Genomic DNA, 19,938 nt, shown 5'->3' on the forward strand with positions numbered 1-19,938 from the left:
TTTATCTATACTCCTTTATTAGTGAGTCATGATTCATCGCGCTTAATTGTTCAGAATTTGCGCCCACACCCTTAAATGTGAACTCATCTACGCGTATATCGTTATTATATAGTATCACTTCATCTTGTGCACGAACATTGCTATCTACTTCCACAAACATATGACTCATCATTAACGCACGTATAGGGTAGCGTTTACCGTTAATCAATGCTTCATGTTGTGCTCTTGATTTAAGTATACCATCGCCATAACCAACATCTACGACTGCTAATCTTGTTTCATCTTGCGTAGCTTCATAAGCAAAACTATACCCACAGTAATCTCCCTGATTAACTTCACGTACTTGAATGACATTACCTTTCACAGTTAATGATTGTTTAATTTCTGTTTCTTCTACATCACTATAGGGTCTTGAACCGTACAATGCAATGCCAACACGCGCATGTGTATGATGGGGGAAAACACCATCTTCTCGATAGTAACTCGCACTATTTTGCGCATGAATTAGATCAAACTGATAACCGTCAGTTAATAACGTATCTACAAGATCTAGCCATGCTTTTCGCTCAATTTCATAATCCGGAACATCAAATTCGTCTGCATATCCAAAGTGTGTCCATAGGCCAGTTATTATCATACGCTGTTCATTTCTATTTTGCGCATGATGTATAAGGACTTCTCTCATTTCTGCAATTGATTTTAATCCTGAACGATGTAATAAATTTTCATATTCTAAATGAACTTGAATATCATATAAATCTTCTACATGTTCATAATAGAAATCTAGAGAAGGTAAAGTCATCTGAATATGATAAGCACGTAATTTATCGAATTCATAAACTGCATTCATTAAAAATATCGTAGCATCGGGCGCAAGTTTACGAATTCGAATTGCTTCCCTTAAAGAAGTTGTACTAAAAGTTTGAATACCAACTTTTTTGAATTGTTGAACAGCAAATTCTAAACCGTAATGATAAGCATTATTTTTAACTACTGCCATGAGCTGGTTGCCTTGCGCTACATTTACTGCATTTTCATAAAATTTCTCTGTGTCTACTGACCAAATGGCTGTCATTGTACACGCACCTCGCTGTAGGATTTTAGAAGTTGTTCATAATAATCTGCAATACGTATGAGCATATATTCATTAAAATTTAAATGAGCAGTATGTAAGCCAGTCACATAACCCTTCGCTTCATCACGTACACCGACAAATACAAAATAACTCGGTGCAAGTTGACTATAAAAACTGAAATCTTCACCAAATAAATAAGGCGTAGGTTTATCTATAATTTCAAAATCTGCATTATCTAATCCATGTTCAACATGTTTACGTAGTAATGGATCATTATAAGTAGGCGGGTAACCTTCTTCAAACTTAACTTCACATTCTACATTAAATAATAAGCTTACACTTTCAGCAATTTTGGCCATTTGTTGTTTTACGATTTCTAAATCACGCACATCATATGTTCTGATTGTACCTTCTAAATAACCATGACTAGGGACAGTATTAATCGCTTCTCCAGCTTCAAAATAACCCATATGGACAATATTTCGTTTTAAACCGTTCAAATGATATTGTTGAATTTGTCCCACTTGGCTTAATACATGCTGTAATGCTTCTCCACAAGAATGTCCTTGTTCTTTATCCGCAACATGACTTGAAAGGCCATTTAAATAAAATCTATATTCCGTAGCACTTGCCGTTATTTCTTCATCTCGAATAACAACTTTGCCTTCATTTTCAAAGGGCATAACATGAATACCAAACACGGCTTCAATATCATAATTTTTAAAGGCACCAGCACGAATTAATCGATTTGCACCGCCACCTGTTTCTTCAGCAGGTTGAAATATAAAAACAATACTTTGCGGTAACGTTCCTTGGTCAGCCATCGCTTTACATCGCTTTACAAACAGCATTAACGCAGTAGTGTGCCCATCATGTCCGCAAGCATGCATCACATTATCTGTTAAACTTTTGTAAGCTACATCGTTTTCTTCAAAAATAGGTAATGCATCAATATCTGCACGATAAGCTATCGTATGCTCACCGTTCCCAGGTAGATAAGCAACTAATCCTGTATCAAGAGGGCGTTCATAACTGATTCCTAATTCATCTAAGAAAGCAGCAATATAGGTAGTAGTCTCATATTCATGTAGACTTAACTCTGGGTTTTGATGCAAATGACGTCTATGTGTTGTTACGAATTCTAATTCATTCACTTAAAATCAAATCCTTTTAGTTTTATTAATTAACTTCAGACTTTATTCTAAAGTCCTTTATTTATATGTATAAAAAAGCGAAAAATATAATATTAAAAAAATGAGGAGGTAAGACGGATTTATCAATGTATAATGGATAGCAACTTTTTAAAAGTTATAAACGCCATCATTAATTACATCTTGTCTCGCCTTAAACCTCCTACATTAATATTTATTGATGTTCGTACTAAGAAGTATAGTCCTTATTTATTTGGAACAATAACTAACTTAGTAAAAGTGGAAATTGCATGAAATTTAAGCTTTAGTCATTCAATTTTCTTAAAGCTGAAACAATTTCACGTTTTGAATCTTCAACTTCACTTGTCTGTTTAATCACTTTAGCAGGTGTACCTGCAACAACTGATCCAGCTGGCACGTCTTGCGTTACAATTGCACCTGCAGCCACAATAGAGCCTTTACCAACACGAACACCTTCAAGAATAACTGCATTCGCACCAATAAGTACATCATCTTCGATTACTACTGGTGAAGCACTAGGTGGTTCAATGACACCAGCTAATACTGAGCCTGCACCAACATGTACATTTTTACCAGTAGTTGCACGGCCGCCAAGTGTTGCATTCATATCTACCATTGTACCTTCACCAACTACAGCACCAATATTAATTGTTGCGCCCATCATAATCACTGCGCCATCTTCAATAATAGCTTGTTCACGAATGAAAGCGCCTGGTTCAATACGTGCATTTGTGTTAGTTAAATCTTTTAATGGAATAGCCGAATTACGACGATCCATTTCAACTTCTATTGTTTCAATGCTAGATTGATTCGCTTCGTAGAATGTTTTCCATTCATCCGCTTCACAGAAAACAACTTTTGAATCAGGTGAACCAAACACTTTGAAACTATCAGGGAAGGTTACATTTTCAAAATTCCCATTAATATAAACCTTTAAGGGTGTAGATTTCTTTGCATCACTAATATATTTAATAATTTCTTCTGCCGTTAAATGTTGTACCATAATTTAATACGCTCCTTAGTTTTTATAGGTTATCAAATGTATAATAGTCATTTGCCTTATTGATTAATTTTTCTGCTGCACCAATTGCACCATTTGCAAAAATATCTTTTGACTGTGCTCGATGCGTAATCTCTATTGTCTCATCAGTACCAGCAAATAGCACGTCATGTTCTCCTACAATCGTGCCACCCCGAATGGAATGGATACCGATTTCATCTTGTGTGCGTTTTTCAGTATGCTCATGTCTATCATAGACTGGTGTAGATTTTTCTCGCAAGTCATCAATCACATCATATAATTTTACTAATGTACCACTTGGCGCATCCACTTTTTTATTATGATGTGCTTCCGTAAGTTCAATGTCAAAATCTTGTAATAGGGGCACTGCCGCTTCTAAAATTTTTGTTAAAGCATGTACACCATAACTCATATTCGCACTGAAAAAGACTGGCATTTGATTACTTAACGCTTGAAGTTTATTGATTATTTCTTCTTTTTCACCAGTCGTTGCTATTACTAATGGTAAATTAAAGTCTTCATCCAATAATGGTAATAACAGTTCTGGGTTTGAGAAATCTATTGCAACATCTGCTTCTTTAGCATCTGCAATACGTTCAAATGTAGGGTACGGGTAATCCTTGGTAGCATCTCGTACAATAACACCAATTATTTCATGTCCTTTTGATTCAGCTAATCTTGCGACACGTTGATTCATCGCACCATAGCCTATTAATACTATCTTCATGCTTTGTCACCTGCTTTAAATTGTTCGTACGCATTTTCTAACGTTTTACGGTCTTCATCTTCTAAAGGTACAAGTGGTAAACGCACCTCATAATTTCCGAAACCTTCTACCGCTGTGAGTGCCTTCACTGGAATAGGGTTCACATCCACTGCTAATGCATCTAACAATGTTTGAATCGGTTGGAATTGTTTTTCAATATCTTCTCCATTTTGTTTTGCATCGTATAACGCTTGAAAAGATTTTGGGATCACGTTAGCAACTACTGAGATAACGCCATGTCCATCTTTATTAAAATAGTTAACTACATTGTCATCATTACCACTATAAAGCGCAAAGTCATTTAAGTTGATACGTTTTTTTACTTCTTCTAAATATTCAAAATCGTTGGTCGCATCTTTTAATGCAATAATATATTCATTCTTGCTTAATGTTTCAACTGTATCTGGTTCTATAGTCATATTTGTACGAGAAGGCACATTGTATAACACGACTGGTAATTTAATTGCATCTGCTATTTTCGTAAAATGAGCAATTAAACCACGTTGATTCGTCTTATTGTAGTAGGGTGTGATCAGCATAATTGCATCTGCACCCATTTCTTTAGCACGAACTGAAGCTTGAATTGATTTTTGTGTATTATTCGTACCTGTTCCAGCAATTACAGGAATGCGTCCATCTACATAATTTACGACTGCTTCTAGTATTTGATCTTTTTCGCCATCAGTTAATGCTGGATTTTCAGCTGTAGTACCATTTACAACAATCGATTTCACATCATTTTCAATTAAATATTTCAAATGTCTTCTAAGTGCATCATAATCTACTTCATTGTGTGTAAAAGGTGTTGTTAAAGCGACACCTACGCCTTCAAAAATATGTCCCATATTATTTTACTCCTTTCAAGCTCATAACTTGTTCAAGTATTTGCACTGCATTCAATGCCGCACCTTTCAATAAGTTGTCAGAAGTACACCATACGTGGAATGTATTATCTAATGTTTCATCACGGCGAATACGTCCTACAAAAATTTCATCTCTGTCAGTAGAATTAATCGCTAATGGATATACATTATTTTGTGGATCATCTTCAAGTACCACACGGTCATCATTTTCAAATAATTCTTGGATTGCACTCACTGTAGCTTCTTTTTCTAACGTTACACTCATGTGAACACTATGACTGTCTTGGACTGGCACACGTACACAAGTAGCTGTAACTTTTAATTCATCATCTTTTAAGATTTTACGTGTCTCGTCTATCATTTTTTGTTCTTCTTTTGTATACCCATCTTCAAGGAAAGTATCTATATGGGGTAACACATTATTATAAATAGGGTGTGGATATGCTTCAGGCGCTTTACCATTTGCTCCTTCTGCTAAATCTTGTTTACCTTTTACCCCAGAACCTGAAACCGCTTGGTATGTCGTATATGCAACACGTTTCAAGCCAAATTGTTCTTGTAATGGTTTAAGTGGTACGACTGATTGTATTGTTGAGCAATTTGGATTTGCAATAATTTTTCTATCTAATACAGGCTCGTTAACCTCTGGAACGATTAAGTCTACACCTTCAGTCATTCTCCATTGACTTGAATTATCAATGACAATTGCACCCGCTTGTTCAAAAATAGGGGAGAAGTGTTCACTTGTGCTACCGCCAGCACTCATTAATACATAATCAAATGATTCCTTAGCTGCGTCTTCCGTCAATTCTCTAACAGTGTAGTTTTTACCTTGAAATTCAATGTTTTCACCTGCTGAGCGAGCCGAAGAGAACAACACTAACTCATCAAATTCAACGCCTTTGCGATCTATTGTTTCTAACATTTTTCTTCCTACTAATCCTGTTGCGCCTGCCAATGCTAATTTTGTCATATACCATACACTCCATTTTTATTATTTTAATAAATATTAATTATAGTCCGAAAATTCAGATATCAAAAGCTTGATAAAGGGCTCGAACAGCTCGTTCGCCATTCTCAGCATCTATTACACATGAAATGCTTATTTCTGATGTTGTAGTTTGATAAAAAGAAATATCGTTTTCAATTAAAGTAATGAATGCTTTTGATGCTACACCAGAAATATCACGCATACCAGAGCCAATTAAAGAGATTTTAACGTATTCTTCATTAATCTTGAAGTCTAATGCATTAAATTGTTCTTTTAAAGTTTCTAATATAGTTGAAATCTGAAAAGCATCTGTATCTTTAATAGTAAAGGACATTTGTAATCCTTCCAAGTTAATAATCTGAGAAATCATATCAACATTTACTGAACCTTCTTCCAATTGAGTAAAAAGCTCAGTAAGTAATCTATTATCTGGTAAGGGATAACTAATTGTAACGTGCATCATATGTGTATCTAACGCCACACCTGTAACTGCTTTTTTTTCTAATAATTCTGCTTGTGACATAATCCATGTTCCTTTCACATTTGATAAAGTTCTTCCTAAATAAAGCGGAATATTATAGTTGTTTGCTAATTCGACGCTTCTTGTTTCTAACACACCTGCACCTAATGCGCTCATCTCCATCATTTCTTCATAAGAAACGTATTCAAGTCGTTTTGCTTCTTTATATAATCTTGGGTCAGTAGCATAGACACCATCGACATCGGTATAAATCTCACATGCCGTGTCGTTACTTGCTGCTAAGGCAACAGCAGTAGTATCTGAACCACCTCGACCTAACGTCGTCACTTCAAGCGATTCATTTATGCCTTGGAAACCAGCAACTACCAAAACATCATTTTCTGTAAATGCGATTTCGAATGTATCAGGATTAATTTCTGCTATTCGACTTTTTAAATGATGTCCAATTGTCTTAATACCCGCTTGATATCCGGTCATCGCTTTGGCGTTTACACCGATATCATTTAAAACCATAGATAAGTAAGAAACTGTCTGTTGTTCACCCGTAGTTAATAATAGTGCAAGTTCTTGATCTTTAGGGTTGGTAGTTAATGCAGAGACATTAGCCATAAGCTCATCTGTTGTCTTGCCCATGGCACTAACAACAACAATAAGCTGTTCACCTTGATCAACTCTTATTTTCAACATTTCCGCTATATTTTTTATTTTGGTAAAATCACTTACTGAAGAACCTCCAAATTTCAAAACACTTCTGTTCAATTCTATATCCTCCTCAATCAATAGGGGAGAATCACAGTATTAAAAAAAGAACAAGTTCGGGATGCGAACTTGTTCTATAATTTATATACAAGTGATGCACTCCATTATCTTACAATAATGACAGACTCTTAGCTCTTAACCATAAAGTCCAACGTGTTATAAGCTGCTATTATAACTATTTCGGCATCTCACCCTTTCAAAATTAGCTGCTAGCAGGCAGGTTCTTCTAATATTTACTAATGATTGATGCGCCTCATCAAAACCATATTTAATTTTTGTTTGTTTATGATTCATATTATACATATGCTTATATGTACTGTAAACCGCTTTTGTGAAGTTTTTTAAATTTACTGAAAAATACAACATTATATTTATACATTTTACGTTATAAGTGTAAATATAATTAAAATTGTTTAGTGACAATCATTTTCCGATATTTTCAATTTTAAAATTCTTCATATGTTGCAGGGTCTTGACCTTTTAATCTACCATCTTTTTGAGATAAGTTGTTTATCTTTTCTACGTCTTCAACTTCTAAGTTAAAATCAAAAACATTTAGATTCTGAATTTGTCTCGTTATAGAAGTAGATTTTGGAATTGGTACTACACCTAATTGAACGTGCCATCTTAATATAATTTGAGGTATTGTTTTATTATATTTTTCGGCAATTACAGCGATATCTTTATCTTTTATTACTTCAGATGCACGACCTAATGGACTCCATGCTTCTGTAATAATTCCTTTTTTATTATGATACTCAATCATATCTTGTTGATTAAAATACGGATGTAATTCAATCTGATTCACTGTTGGTAAGACACCAGTTTCTTTTTCTAATTTTTCTATATGTTCTGGTAAGAAATTACAAACACCAATAGATTTAATTAGTCCCGCTTTTTGAGCATCAATCATCGCTTGCCAAGCTTCAACATATTTATTGTGTCTTGGATTTGGCCAATGAATTAAATATAAATCAATATAATCGACATTTAATCGATAAATAGATTCTTGTATAGCTGTTAATGCTGCATCATAGTCTTGATAACGACCTGGTAATTTCGAAGTGACAATGATTTGATCTCTTGAAACATGACTTCTTTCAATTGCTTTACCCACTGTACCTTCATTTTCATAGTTATAGGCTGTATCTAAGATTCTGTATCCTTGATTTAACGCATTAACGATTGCATGTACGCCTTGCGCACCATTTAATTTATATGTACCGAAACCGATTTGTGGTAAAAGTTGTCCATCAATCATATTTAAATTTTCCATTGAAATAACTCCTCCGTTCATTTGAATTAATTATGATTATATAATTCAAAAATTCATTTTGAAAGTAATTAGCCCAAACAATGGGGCGTTTCATCCTAAATAAGATGAACAAAGTGGGGGACATCCTTAACTTAAGGTCTTCGTTTAGTGCTTTATTAATTTGTAAGTAGTTAGCTCAAATCACTACAATTTTAAATAACAATAAAATGATTCAACCAACCAATTTCATAGATTTAACTCATATAAAGATAAAAGAACATGAAAAAGACACCCCTAATACCTTTATAGTATTGGGGTGCCTATATTTTAAGAGGGGAGTAAGACAGGAATCTAATTGTTCTAACAAGATTACGTCGTCTCAGCCTCCGCTTATTTATTGCGTTATATTTAAATCAATAACACATGGTTATTATTTTAATACACCAGTTTCTTCTAAATAGGCTCTATAAGTCGTTTCTTTAGAAAGACCACCAGTTGGATTTAAATCAATGACACGGTTTGCAATCGTATTGATGAATTCAAAGTCATAAGATGTAAAGATAATAGAACCTTTGAATGATTTCAAGCCATCATTGACTGCAGTAATACTTTCTAAGTCTAAATGGTTTGTAGGTTCATCCAGTAGTAACACGTTAGAACTTGATAACATCATTTTACTTAGCATACAACGTACTTTCTCTCCACCAGATAAGACACTCGCTTTTTTCTTAACTTCTTCACCGCTAAATAGCATACGTCCTAGGAATCCACGTAAAAATGTCTCTGTTTGTTCATCTTCAGGTGCGTATTGACGTAACCAGTCAACTAAGTTTGTATCTACACCATCGAAGTAGAATGAGTTATCTTTAGGTAAGAAACTTTGAGAAGTTGTTACGCCCCATCTTACTGTACCTTCATCTGGTTCCATTTCACCAGCTAAGATTTTAAGTAATGTTGATTTAGCAAATTCACTATCACCAACTAATACAGCTTTATCGTTAGGATCCATAGAGAATGAAATATTATCTAATATCTTTACGCCGTCGATTGTTTTAGAAACATTGTCGACATGTAATAAATCATTACCAATTTCACGTTCAGGTGTGAATTTCACAAAAGGATAACGACGAGAAGAAGGTTGAATATCATCAATCTCGATTTTTTCTAATTGTTTCTTACGACTTGTTGCTTGTTTTGATTTAGAGGCGTTTGCAGAGAAACGTGCCACGAAATCTTGTAATTCTTTAACTTTTTCTTCTTTTTTTGTTTTGATCTTGAGCCATTTTCATAGCAAGTTGACTTGATTGGTACCAGAAATCATAGTTACCAACAAACAATTTAATTTTGCCATAATCTAAGTCAGCAATATGCGTACAAACATTATTTAAAAAGTGTCTATCATGAGACACAACAATAACTGTGTTTTCAAAATTAATTAAGAAATCTTCTAACCAGCTTATTGCAGGGATATCTAAACCATTGGTAGGCTCATCTAGTAATAATACGTCAGGTTTACCAAAAAGACTTTGTGCTAATAACACTTTAACTTTTTGATTGTTTTCTAATTCAGACATTGTTTTATCTTGTAGGTCTGCTTTGATACCTAGTCCAGAAAGTAGGGTACCCGCATCTGCTTCGGCATTCCAGCCGTCCATTTCAGCAAATTCGCCTTCTAGTTCTGCAGCTCTAATACCATCTTCATCACTGAAGTCTGGTTTCATATAGATTTCATCTTTTTCTTTCATTACTTCATATAAACGTTCGTGTCCTTTAACAACAACATCAATTACACGTTCATCTTCAAATGCAAAGTGATCCTGTTTTAAAACTGCTAAACGTTCGTCTTTCCCCATAGAAACATGACCAGTTTGAGCGTCTAATTCACCCGATAAAATCTTTAAGAACGTTGATTTACCTGCGCCATTAGCTCCTATTAATCCATAACAATTGCCATCTGTAAATTTAATATTTACATCTTCAAATAGCTTACGATCACCAAATCGCAAACTTACATCAGTAACTTGTAACATGCATTTACTCCTTTTCGTTATCCTTTTCGTTAATCTACCGGACAAATTATAACACACTTATCAACTTGTTTCGACCATTCTCGATGTAGTGATGCTAGTTTCTTCATAGCATGTTATAATAAGTAAGAATAAATCTGTATGTACGAAGGAGAAAAGTATGGCCCAAGATGAAAAAGATATTGTAGGTTCTATAGAATTTCTTGAAGTTGTTGGATTAGAAGGTTCAACATATAAGTTAAAAGGACCAAACGGAGAAGAAGTTAAACTCAATCAATCCGAAGTAAAAGATGAAGATGAATTAAATATAGGGGAAGAATATAGTTTCTTTATTTACCCAAATAGATCAGGTGCATTATTTGCTACACAAAATATGCCTGACGTAACGACTGATAAATACGACTTTGTAAAAGTATTAAAAGTTGATCGCGATGGTGCACATGTCGATGTAGGTTTACCAAGAGAAGTATTAATACCTTGGGAAGATTTACCAAAAGTTAAATCAGTTTGGCCAGTACAAGGTGATGAGTTATTCGTTACGTTACGTATTGATAGAGATAACAATATGTTCGCACGTTTAGCAACAGAAACAATAGTAGAACAAACATATAAGTCTGTTTTCGATAATGAATTGAAAAATAAAATCATCGAAGCAAGACCATATCGTTTATTACGCATAGGTAGTTTCTTACTATCAAAAGAGGGTTATAAAATATTCGTTCATGAAACAGAACGTAAAGAGGAACCACGTCTCGGTGAAAATGTAAAAGTCCGTATCATTGGTCAAAACGATAAAGGTGAATTGAACGGTTCATTTTTACCACTTGCACACGAAAGACTTGATGATGATGGTCAAAATATTTTTGACTTACTCGTAGAGTACGATGGGGAATTACCTTTCTCAGACAAATCGAGTCCCGAAGCTATTAAAGAAATTTTTAATATGAGTAAAGGTTCGTTCAAAAGAGCAATCGGGCACTTATATAAAAACAAAATTATCACGATAGACTCTGGTAAAATCGCTTTAACTAAAAAAGGTTGGGAAAGAATAGAAAAGTAATTCCTTCTATTATAAAGTGATGTTTTTATCTAAGTTGTTTTATAACAATAATAATAACAATTTATAAAATGAATTGGACTTCAAAATACAATTCTCAACAAAACAATCCTGAAATCACTATTTTTATATAGTGATTTCAGGATTGTTTCTTTTTTTATATTACAATTTCATAGTTATTTGTAATATATGCTTTGAACAAAACGTTGTATTATCAACATTTACAAGTCACTCCTATATTATTTCATACCATTTATAAACTTTGTAAATAGAAGCTCTCATAACTTAACGAAAGATTTACAATATCTATATTTGTATTTAATAAATTGTGTGTAATATAGGAACTGTAAGAAATACATATAACTTTTAAGGGTTATTTATTTATTAGGAGGATGTTTCAATGAAAAAATGGCAAGTATTTGGAACTACAGTAATTGGCTCTTCACTTTTATTAGGCGCTTGTGGCGGCGGAAATGCTGGTTCTGGTGGCGGCGAAGGCGAAGTTAAAGGCGACGGTTCATCAACAGTAGGTCCAATCATTGAAAAATTAAACGAAAAATTTGCTGAAGAAAATTCCGATGTTACAGTTTCATCTGGTACATCTGGTACTGGTGGCGGATTCGAAAAATTCATTTCAGGGAATACTGATTTTTCAAACGCATCTAGACCAATAAAAGATGAAGAGAAGAAAAAATTAGAAGATAAAGGTATTAAATATAATGAATTTGAAGTTGCAAAAGATGGCGTAACAATTGCAGTTAATAAAGAAAACGATTTTGTAAACGAATTAACTAAAGATCAATTGAAAGATATTTATTCTGGCGAAGCAAAATCATGGAAAGATGTTAATCCTGAATGGCCAGATAAAGAAATTAAATCATTTTCTCCAGACCAATCACATGGTACGTATGATTTCTTCACTGAAGAAGTTATGGATGACGGAGATATCAAAGCAGAGAAAAACGCTGATACAAACGTAATCGTTCAATCAGTTCAAAAAAATGAACAAGGTATTGGTTACTTCGGTTATAATTTCTTTGAAGAAAATAAAGATAAATTAAAAGCCGTTGAAATCAAAGATGATAGTGGTGAAGTTACTAAACCAACTAAAGAATCAATTCAAGATGGCTCATATGCTTTAAGTAGACCACTGTTCATTTATACAAACGAGAAAAAACTAAAAGAAAATGAAGGATTCCAAGATTTCATGAAATTTATCTTTGAAGACAAAGGTAAATCAGCTGAAGAAGCAGGATTTGTAGCTCTACCAGAAAAAGATTACCAAAAACAACTAGATGAATTAAAAGAGATTACTGGTAAAGAAAGCAAAGACAAAGAAGAAGATAAATAACACATAGCTGTAAATCTTAAAGGTCGGGATTCTGTATTAGAAAACAAAGTGGCGATGGGAATAACGTCCACTTTGTTTCTCTATTTCTAAACATCCCAACCTTTTTTTATAAATTTCGGAGTCTATATGAAGGAAGGAAATTTACATGGCGAATAAAAACCGCTCCGTAAGCGAAATGATAGAAAAAAACAATGCCAATAAAAAAGGTGCAAGTGATAAAATTGTTCCAATTATTTTAGGTACAATAGCAATTTTTTCTATATTAGCGACAATCGGTATTGTAGTCACATTATTAACAGAAACCATTACGTTTTTCACACGTATTCCTATTACAGAATTTCTCTTTTCGATGGAATGGACACCATTCTCATCTGATCCTAAATTTGGAATTTGGCCATTAATATTAGGTACGTTGAAGATAACTGTAATAGCTACAATCGTAGCAGTGCCATTAGGTCTGGGTGCAGCACTTTACTTAAGTGAATATGCTTCGCCACGTGCTAAAAGTATTATCAAACCAATATTAGAAATATTATCTGGTATTCCAACAATCGTATTCGGTTTCTTTGCTCTAACATTTGTTACACCGTTAATACGTGGAATCTTTCCAGACATAGGCAGTTTCAACTCTATTAGTCCAGGTCTTGTAGTTGGTGTAATGATTATTCCATTAATATCAAGTATGAGTGAAGATGCAATGTCATCGGTACCAAACAAAATGCGTGAAGGTGCACTAGGTTTAGGTGCTACAAAATTTGAAGTAGCAACTAAAGTTATTTTACCAGCTGCAACTTCAGGTATTATGGCCTCAATTGTATTAGCGATTTCACGTGCAATTGGCGAAACTATGATCGTATCTCTTGCTGCAGGTAGTACACCGAGTGCATCACTAGATATAACAGGCTCTATCCAAACAATGACAGGTTATATCGTTCAAGTAGCAACAGGTGATGCAACATTTGGTACTGATACTTACTATAGTATCTATGCGGTAGGATTCACTTTATTCTTATTCACATTAGCAATGAATTTGATTTCTCAATGGATTACGAAACGTTTCAGAGAGGAGTATTAATATGACTGAAACAAACAAAAATGTGCTCGTAGACCAACAAACAGTTGAAAAGAAACTCTCTGGAAGGTTAACGACAAATAAAGTTAATAAATGGGCTTTCTTTGCCTGTACAATGGTTGGTTTGCTTGTATTAGCGGCATTACTCATTGATACACTTATAAAAGGTGCTGGACACTTAACTCCATCATTTTTCACTAATTTCTCATCATCAACGCCTTCAATGGCAGGGATTAAAGGTGCTTTTATCGGTACTATATGGTTAATGGTTACTATTATCCCGATAACAATTACTTTAGGTGTTGGTACTGCAATATATTTAGAAGAATATGCTAAAGAAAATGCACTTACAAACTTTATTAAAGTGAGTATCTCAAACTTAGCTGGTGTACCTTCAGTCGTGTTTGGTTTACTCGGTCTTACAATTTTTGTAAGAGGTATGGGTATCGATTCAATTGCACTCGGCAACTCTGTTTTAGCGGCTGCATTAACAATGTCGTTACTTATCTTACCGGTAATCATTGTAGCTAGCCAAGAAGCAATCAGATCTGTACCTAGTTCTGTAAAGGAAGCTTCATACGGACTAGGTGCCAACAAATGGCAAACAATACGCCGTGTTGTGTTACCAGCGGCGATTCCTGGTATTTTGACAGGTTTCATCTTAGCACTATCTCGTGCATTAGGTGAGACAGCACCATTAATTTTAATTGGTATACCAACGATTTTATTACAGCTACCATCTACAATATTCGATCAATTCCAAGCGTTACCAATGTCAATTTATAGCTGGACAAAATTACCACAAGAAGAATTCCAAAACGTTGCATCGGCAGGAATTATCGTATTACTCGTTATATTACTATTAATGAATGCAATAGCGATATTCTTAAGAAATAAATATAGTAAAAAATACTAAACTTAAGATACAAGAAATACTATTTAAATAAGGCTAGTAAATGGGAATATGCTAGAATTTCAGTAAAATCTTAGCATCTAGTCTATAAAAAGGAGTTTTAATTATGAATAAACAAATTATAGATAATAACGATACGAACGATACATTAAAATCACATACTGACCGTAATGACTCACCAATAGCAACTATTGAGCCAAATCATTCAGAGAATAAAATTCCAGATAGCCAAAAGAAAATTGTCTATTCAACTAAAAATCTTGATTTATGGTATGGAGAAAATCATGCTTTAAAAAATATTAATTTAGATATTTTAGAAAATAATGTAACAGCAATTATTGGACCTTCAGGTTGTGGTAAGTCAACATATATTAAAGCATTAAATCGTATGGTTGAACTTGTGCCATCTGTTAAAACTGCTGGTAAAATAATGTATCGTGATAAAAATATTTTCGATAATAAATATTCAGTTGAAAAATTGAGAACAAATGTAGGTATGGTATTCCAACAACCAAATCCATTCCCTAAATCAATTTATGACAATATCACTTATGGTCCTAAAATCCATGGTATTAAAAACAAAAAAGTCTTAGATGAAATTGTTGAAAAATCTCTACGTGGCGCTGCAATTTGGGATGAATTAAAAGATGACTTAGACAAAAATGCTTATAGTTTATCTGGTGGACAACAACAACGTGTTTGTATTGCTCGTACGTTAGCTATTGAACCAGATGTTATATTGATGGATGAGCCAACATCAGCTTTAGATCCAATATCAACATTAAAAATTGAAGAACTTGTTCAAGAGCTTAAAGAACAATATTCAATCATTATTGTTACACATAATATGCAACAAGCTGCTCGTGTTTCTGATAAAACTGCTTTCTTCCTTAACGGCTATGTTAATGAATACGACGACACTGATAAGATCTTCTCCAATCCTGCAGATAAGCAAACTGAAGATTATATCTCAGGTCGCTTCGGTTAATCTATGGCAACAATTAGACATAAATATGAAGGCCAACTAGACGGACTTATTAAAGATCTACGTCGACTTGGTCTTTATGTATATCGTAATATAGAATTTGGACTAACGTCGTTAAGTGAAGAAGATCGTAATTATGCTAGACAAACAATAGCTAAGGATAAAGAAATCAATGAGCAAGAAACTGCAATTAATGAAAAAGTAGTCCTGCTTATCACTAAGCAACAGCCGATTGCTACTGATTTACGTTTAATGATGGCTGCTTTAAAAATTGCTACTGATTTTGAACGTATAGGCGACAATGCAGCAAGTATAGCGAAAATTAGATTACGTGCAAAAATTATTGACGAATATGTACTGACGAGACTTAACACTATGGGCAAACTTGCACTCTTAATGTTAAAAGACTTAGATGATGCAGTTAATGATAATGATATTACCTTAATAAAAGAAATCATTGATCGCGATAAAGATATTGATGATATCTATAAAAATATTGTAAACACAACTTATTTAATAGATAACGATCCTTTCGTTGCAGGTCAAGCACATTTAGCTGCAAGACATTTAGAACGTATTGGAGATCACATTTGCAATATAGCAGAAAACATTTATTTCTTTATTACAGGTGAACGTTATGAATCCTATAATAAATAAAAATGTTCCACATAATAAAAGCACAATGGCTTTACAAAGATAACTCGCTTTCAAATAAATGAAAGTAGATGATCTTCAAAATTGCCATTGTGCTTTTTAATTTTATAAAATACTATTTATTTTCAATTTCCTCAGTCAGTGTTTCTAATTCATCAACAAGTTTGCCAATATAGCCAATTGTTGATTTTAATGGTTGTTCAGTTCGGATATCAATACCTGCAATTTCAGCTAAATCTACTGGTGATTTACTACCTCCAGCTTTTAAGGTATCTAACCAAGCATCAACAGCTGGTTGTCCTTCATTTTGAATGCGTTGAGACATCACTGTACCAATCGTTAAGCCAGCTGAATACGTGTAAGAGTATAATCCCATATAATAGTGTGGTTGTCTCATCCAAGTTAGCTCTGTACCTTCCGTAAGTTTCACGCTGTCTCCAAAGAATTGACTATAGACATCAAGCATAATGTCATTAAGTACTGGTGCAGTCAATGATTCTCCTTGATCGACTTTATTGTAAACTTCACGTTGGAAAGCAGCTTCAAGTAAATGTGTAACCATATTATGGTAATATGTTCTTGAAATAATAGAACCTGTTACCCAACGTTTAAATTTAGCATCATTACTATTTTTAAATAAGTAGTTCGCCATAAGCATTTCATTCATAGTAGAAGGTGCTTCTACAAAGTACATCGAAGCTTCTGATTCTAAATAATTTTGATGCGCTTGTGCTAATGTAAAGTGGCCCGCATGACCTAATTCATGCGCTAACACGAAAGTTTCAGTCATTTTACCAGTCCATGATATAAAAACATATGAGTGTGAAGCATAGGGACTCGCACAATAAGCACCTGTTTCTTTACCTTTGTTTTGCGCAAAATCTATCCATCTCTCTTTATAAGCAGCTTCAACCATTTCTAAATAATCTTCACCAAGTACATTTAAAGCACCATAAATATATTGTTTAGAATCTTCAATTGAAATTTCTGGCTCGTAGTTTGGATCAATAGAAACCTTTAAATCTTCAAAATGCATTACATCTAAGCCATGGACACGTTTAACTAATTTCGCATATTTTTGCATAATAGGTGCTAAATCACTCATAATCACATCAATTTGTCTGTTAAACATGTCTCGCGTCACTTCTTGCTCTTGTAGTAAATAATCAATAACAGAATCATATCCTCTTAAATCTGCTTCGATTTTCTCTTGTTGCACTTGCATATTATATGTCGCTGCTGTCGTATGTTGGTACTTACTTAATGCATTACTAAAATGTTTGAAACTTATTCTTCTAAATGCTTCATTTGGGTTATCTTCATATTCATTCTCAAAAGTAGCATAATCTAAAGGATATGTTTGTTGATTATATTCAAATGGTTCAAATTCAATATCCAACATTTTTGTAGTTCCATAAAGTTCAAATGCGCTCTCAAAAGTAGGGGACAAACTTGCTAATACTTTTTCAACTTCTGGAGTTAATTGATGTGCCTTATTCGCTTTTAATTTCGTTAAAAAATGGGGATACTTTGATGTTTGAATAAGTTGTTCAAGTGTTTGATCAGATAGCTCTAATATTTCTGAAACTACAAATGAAAGTTCACTAGCGATTTTTCCATAAGATGTAGACAATTTTGCGCTTAATGTCTGTGCATGTTCATTAGCTGTATCAACACTCAATCTTAACTCAGCATAATTTGCCATTCTATCTAATTGAATTAATAGTTCAGAATATGCATCCAGTGCATCTTCAACAATATTCACTTCAATTAATTGCTCTGCATATTGTTGATTAAATGCCTTAGCTTGTTCCAATGTATCATTCAGTGTGTTATAAAATGCATCATCAGAACTAAATAAGTCAGTTACGTCCCATGTTTCTTCAATTGGAACATTATTTCTAAATGGTAGTGTTTCAGCCATATAATCTACTCCTCTACATTTATATTGTATTCATAATTAATTATACATGAATGACCCGCATAAATGATAACCGAAAGTTTATCTATATTAAAAGTGGGGAACAGTAAACCAAACTGTATTGACACGTATTTTATATTAATTTAATATAAAATTATACTGCTCAAGACTGAATGTATTTATATAGAAAATATAGTATGATATATATAATGTAAGTAAAGTATAAATATTAAATAAAAAGGAGTGGAATAAATGACTATTTTTGATATGCCTAATTTTTTATGGATTACTATAGTTGCTGTCATATTAGTAACAGTATTTTGCAATCTTGTCTTAAATAAATGGTTTACTGCACCAATCTTAACGTTAGTAGTATTAGCAATAGCTGCATTTTTAATACCAAATTTCCAAGATATTACATATGAACCTTTATTAGGTTTTGCTGCGTTTATGACGATATTAAGTTTAATTCTAAGCTTTGTAATATGGTACATGACACGTAACTGGAGACGTAAACGCCGCGAAAAGAAAGCTAGAAAAGAAATACGTAAACGTGGTGGCATCCCAAAAGATGAATTAGAAGATTATAAACAAAAATAAAAAATGAACTGTAGCTATAATTTAAGTTACAGTTCATTTTTTATTTACATCTTTAAATTTAAGGTGATGATTTAATAGCATGTTTAAGTAATTCAAGCGAAGTTTTAAAATGTGATTTAGTAAAATGTTATATCATAATTTAAACCACAGCATATACTATATATGAGGTTTAAACCAATATAGTAAAGTCGATAATTTGATAGCATCAGTAAAGTATAATAGTAACAAGCTAATCAAAGATATAAGCTATCGTAATACATGCATAATGAACAAGAAGAAATTACATCAAAGTACTTGAAAGAATGATTGCATTAACAAGCATATATAACATAATAGGTAGTGAATTAACAATTAGGGTATTTTCTATCAAATTATAATAACTTCCCATAATATATATTATGTAAACTAAAAAGTAAATTTTAAAACTTACATATCTATATAGCTATTTTACTAATTTATTATGTATTTAGCATTTATACTTATTAATCCTAGTTTAGCTTTTTCATAAATATACTACATTACATCATTAAATATTTACGCATCTCATTTAATGTCTTGTTATAATTGTCATATATTAACTCTTAAACTATCTACAATCAATTATATGGTAATATCATTCGTTACATAGATATATCTAAACATATTTAGCTTTAGCTGTGTGGATCTTAGAAACTTATTTTGCTTATTGCTATGCTTTATATAATGATCAAGCTCATAATGTTACGTGTATTCGGATGGATATAGACCAACAAACTCATATTTAAATGCCAAGAAATCGACTTCTCAGCGCCTTGTTTTTAATGACTTTATAATTTTAAGATTAAATAATACTTTTTGCTTTAATTTTGCTATTATTTTGGCTTATCCTTGGTTTTTATAGCAATCCTTAGAAAAAAGGTTTTTTATTTAAACCAAATACTTATAGGGTTACATAACATAAATATAGGCACCTATAAAAAACGTGTTCTTTTTTGT

The 19,938-nt window shown here is 33.1% G+C and carries 16 protein-coding genes, 1 pseudogene and 1 riboswitch; of the genes and pseudogenes, 7 read left to right on the forward strand and 10 right to left on the reverse strand.

What is annotated here, in order from left to right:
- Position 1: 1 nt before the first annotated feature.
- From AOB58_RS02800 to AOB58_RS02840, 9 genes and pseudogenes are all read right to left on the reverse strand, one after another.
- Positions 2-1,075, reverse strand: a complete 1,074-nt coding sequence (locus AOB58_RS02800) for an alanine racemase (RefSeq protein ID WP_021339160.1) — start codon at positions 1,073-1,075, stop codon at positions 2-4.
- Positions 1,072-2,229, reverse strand: coding sequence for a M20 metallopeptidase family protein (locus tag AOB58_RS02805; RefSeq protein WP_064782942.1), 1,158 nt, complete (start codon positions 2,227-2,229; stop codon positions 1,072-1,074). Before AOB58_RS02805 ends, AOB58_RS02800 begins: the two co-directional genes overlap by 4 nt.
- A gap of 301 nt (positions 2,230-2,530) precedes the next feature.
- Complete coding sequence (gene dapD, locus AOB58_RS02810) at positions 2,531-3,250, reverse strand: 2,3,4,5-tetrahydropyridine-2,6-dicarboxylate N-acetyltransferase (RefSeq protein ID WP_002507643.1); 720 nt, start codon at positions 3,248-3,250, stop codon at positions 2,531-2,533.
- A gap of 22 nt (positions 3,251-3,272) precedes the next feature.
- Entirely contained in the window at positions 3,273-3,995 is a 723-nt protein-coding gene (gene dapB, locus AOB58_RS02815) for a 4-hydroxy-tetrahydrodipicolinate reductase (protein ID WP_021339158.1), read from the reverse strand.
- Positions 3,992-4,879 carry a 4-hydroxy-tetrahydrodipicolinate synthase gene (dapA, locus tag AOB58_RS02820; RefSeq protein WP_064782943.1) on the reverse strand — a complete coding sequence of 296 codons (888 nt, stop codon included), beginning with the start codon at positions 4,877-4,879 and terminating at the stop codon, positions 3,992-3,994. Before dapA ends, dapB begins: the two co-directional genes overlap by 4 nt.
- Before the next feature lies 1 nt (position 4,880).
- Positions 4,881-5,870: an aspartate-semialdehyde dehydrogenase gene (locus AOB58_RS02825; RefSeq protein WP_021339156.1), complete on the reverse strand. Its 990-nt coding sequence runs from the start codon at positions 5,868-5,870 to the stop codon at positions 4,881-4,883.
- Positions 5,871-5,925: 55 nt separating this feature from the next.
- Positions 5,926-7,128, reverse strand: coding sequence for an aspartate kinase (locus AOB58_RS02830; protein WP_002507647.1), 1,203 nt, complete (start codon positions 7,126-7,128; stop codon positions 5,926-5,928).
- 86 nt (positions 7,129-7,214) lie between these two features.
- Positions 7,215-7,393, reverse strand: a riboswitch (Lysine riboswitch).
- Positions 7,394-7,573: 180 nt separating this feature from the next.
- Positions 7,574-8,404, reverse strand: a complete 831-nt coding sequence (locus tag AOB58_RS02835; RefSeq protein WP_064782944.1) for an aldo/keto reductase — start codon at positions 8,402-8,404, stop codon at positions 7,574-7,576.
- Positions 8,405-8,813: 409 nt separating this feature from the next.
- A pseudogene (locus AOB58_RS02840) lies at positions 8,814-10,413 on the reverse strand (ABC-F family ATP-binding cassette domain-containing protein).
- 157 nt (positions 10,414-10,570) lie between these two features.
- On the opposite strand from AOB58_RS02840, the gene cvfB reads away from it, so the two are divergent.
- The 6 genes from cvfB to phoU all read left to right on the forward strand — a co-directional run bounded on the left by cvfB (position 10,571) and on the right by phoU (position 16,445).
- Positions 10,571-11,470, forward strand: a complete 900-nt coding sequence (cvfB, locus tag AOB58_RS02845) for an RNA-binding virulence regulatory protein CvfB (protein WP_021339152.1) — start codon at positions 10,571-10,573, stop codon at positions 11,468-11,470.
- Positions 11,471-11,867: 397 nt separating this feature from the next.
- Positions 11,868-12,818 (forward strand): PstS family phosphate ABC transporter substrate-binding protein, encoded by a 951-nt coding sequence (locus tag AOB58_RS02850; RefSeq protein ID WP_064782945.1) that lies wholly within the window; start codon positions 11,868-11,870, stop codon positions 12,816-12,818.
- 145 nt (positions 12,819-12,963) lie between these two features.
- Complete coding sequence (gene pstC, locus AOB58_RS02855; RefSeq protein ID WP_002507652.1) at positions 12,964-13,893, forward strand: phosphate ABC transporter permease subunit PstC; 930 nt, start codon at positions 12,964-12,966, stop codon at positions 13,891-13,893.
- A 1-nt stretch (position 13,894) separates the two neighbouring features.
- Positions 13,895-14,806: a phosphate ABC transporter permease PstA gene (gene pstA, locus AOB58_RS02860; protein WP_002507653.1), complete on the forward strand. Its 912-nt coding sequence runs from the start codon at positions 13,895-13,897 to the stop codon at positions 14,804-14,806.
- A gap of 103 nt (positions 14,807-14,909) precedes the next feature.
- A complete protein-coding gene (pstB, locus tag AOB58_RS02865) occupies positions 14,910-15,791 on the forward strand; it encodes a phosphate ABC transporter ATP-binding protein PstB (protein WP_021339150.1) in 882 nt (293 codons plus the stop codon).
- Between the two features lie 3 nt (positions 15,792-15,794).
- Positions 15,795-16,445 carry a phosphate signaling complex protein PhoU gene (gene phoU, locus AOB58_RS02870; protein WP_002507655.1) on the forward strand — a complete coding sequence of 217 codons (651 nt, stop codon included), beginning with the start codon at positions 15,795-15,797 and terminating at the stop codon, positions 16,443-16,445.
- Between the two features lie 112 nt (positions 16,446-16,557).
- On the opposite strand, the gene pepF is transcribed toward phoU, so the two are convergent.
- A complete protein-coding gene (gene pepF / locus AOB58_RS02875) occupies positions 16,558-18,366 on the reverse strand; it encodes an oligoendopeptidase F (RefSeq protein ID WP_021339149.1) in 1,809 nt (602 codons plus the stop codon).
- 249 nt (positions 18,367-18,615) lie between these two features.
- Here pepF and AOB58_RS02880 point away from each other — a divergent pair, with 249 nt between their 5' ends.
- Positions 18,616-18,963: a DUF2651 family protein gene (locus tag AOB58_RS02880; protein ID WP_021339148.1), complete on the forward strand. Its 348-nt coding sequence runs from the start codon at positions 18,616-18,618 to the stop codon at positions 18,961-18,963.
- The last annotated feature ends 975 nt before the right edge of the window (positions 18,964-19,938 follow it).

The organism is Staphylococcus sp. AntiMn-1 (genome assembly GCF_001663395.1).
GTDB classification, from domain to species: Bacteria; Bacillota; Bacilli; order Staphylococcales; family Staphylococcaceae; genus Staphylococcus; species Staphylococcus equorum.

What these genes read in the sequence shown, in the direction of transcription:
- pstC (WP_002507652.1), top strand. Translation starts at nt 12,964, where the DNA reads ATGGCGAATAAAAACCGCTCCGTAAGCGAAATGATAGAAAAAAACAAT.
- phoU (WP_002507655.1), top strand. Translation starts at nt 15,795, where the DNA reads ATGGCAACAATTAGACATAAATATGAAGGCCAACTAGACGGACTTATT.
- AOB58_RS02825 (WP_021339156.1), bottom strand. Translation starts at nt 5,870, where the DNA reads ATGACAAAATTAGCATTGGCAGGCGCAACAGGATTAGTAGGAAGAAAA.
- AOB58_RS02880 (WP_021339148.1), top strand. Translation starts at nt 18,616, where the DNA reads ATGACTATTTTTGATATGCCTAATTTTTTATGGATTACTATAGTTGCT.
- dapD (WP_002507643.1), bottom strand. Translation starts at nt 3,250, where the DNA reads ATGGTACAACATTTAACGGCAGAAGAAATTATTAAATATATTAGTGAT.
- pepF (WP_021339149.1), bottom strand. Translation starts at nt 18,366, where the DNA reads ATGGCTGAAACACTACCATTTAGAAATAATGTTCCAATTGAAGAAACA.
- pstB (WP_021339150.1), top strand. Translation starts at nt 14,910, where the DNA reads ATGAATAAACAAATTATAGATAATAACGATACGAACGATACATTAAAA.
- AOB58_RS02835 (WP_064782944.1), bottom strand. Translation starts at nt 8,404, where the DNA reads ATGGAAAATTTAAATATGATTGATGGACAACTTTTACCACAAATCGGT.
- AOB58_RS02800 (WP_021339160.1), bottom strand. Translation starts at nt 1,075, where the DNA reads ATGACAGCCATTTGGTCAGTAGACACAGAGAAATTTTATGAAAATGCA.
- cvfB (WP_021339152.1), top strand. Translation starts at nt 10,571, where the DNA reads ATGGCCCAAGATGAAAAAGATATTGTAGGTTCTATAGAATTTCTTGAA.
- dapA (WP_064782943.1), bottom strand. Translation starts at nt 4,879, where the DNA reads ATGGGACATATTTTTGAAGGCGTAGGTGTCGCTTTAACAACACCTTTT.
- pstA (WP_002507653.1), top strand. Translation starts at nt 13,895, where the DNA reads ATGACTGAAACAAACAAAAATGTGCTCGTAGACCAACAAACAGTTGAA.
- dapB (WP_021339158.1), bottom strand. Translation starts at nt 3,995, where the DNA reads ATGAAGATAGTATTAATAGGCTATGGTGCGATGAATCAACGTGTCGCA.
- AOB58_RS02850 (WP_064782945.1), top strand. Translation starts at nt 11,868, where the DNA reads ATGAAAAAATGGCAAGTATTTGGAACTACAGTAATTGGCTCTTCACTT.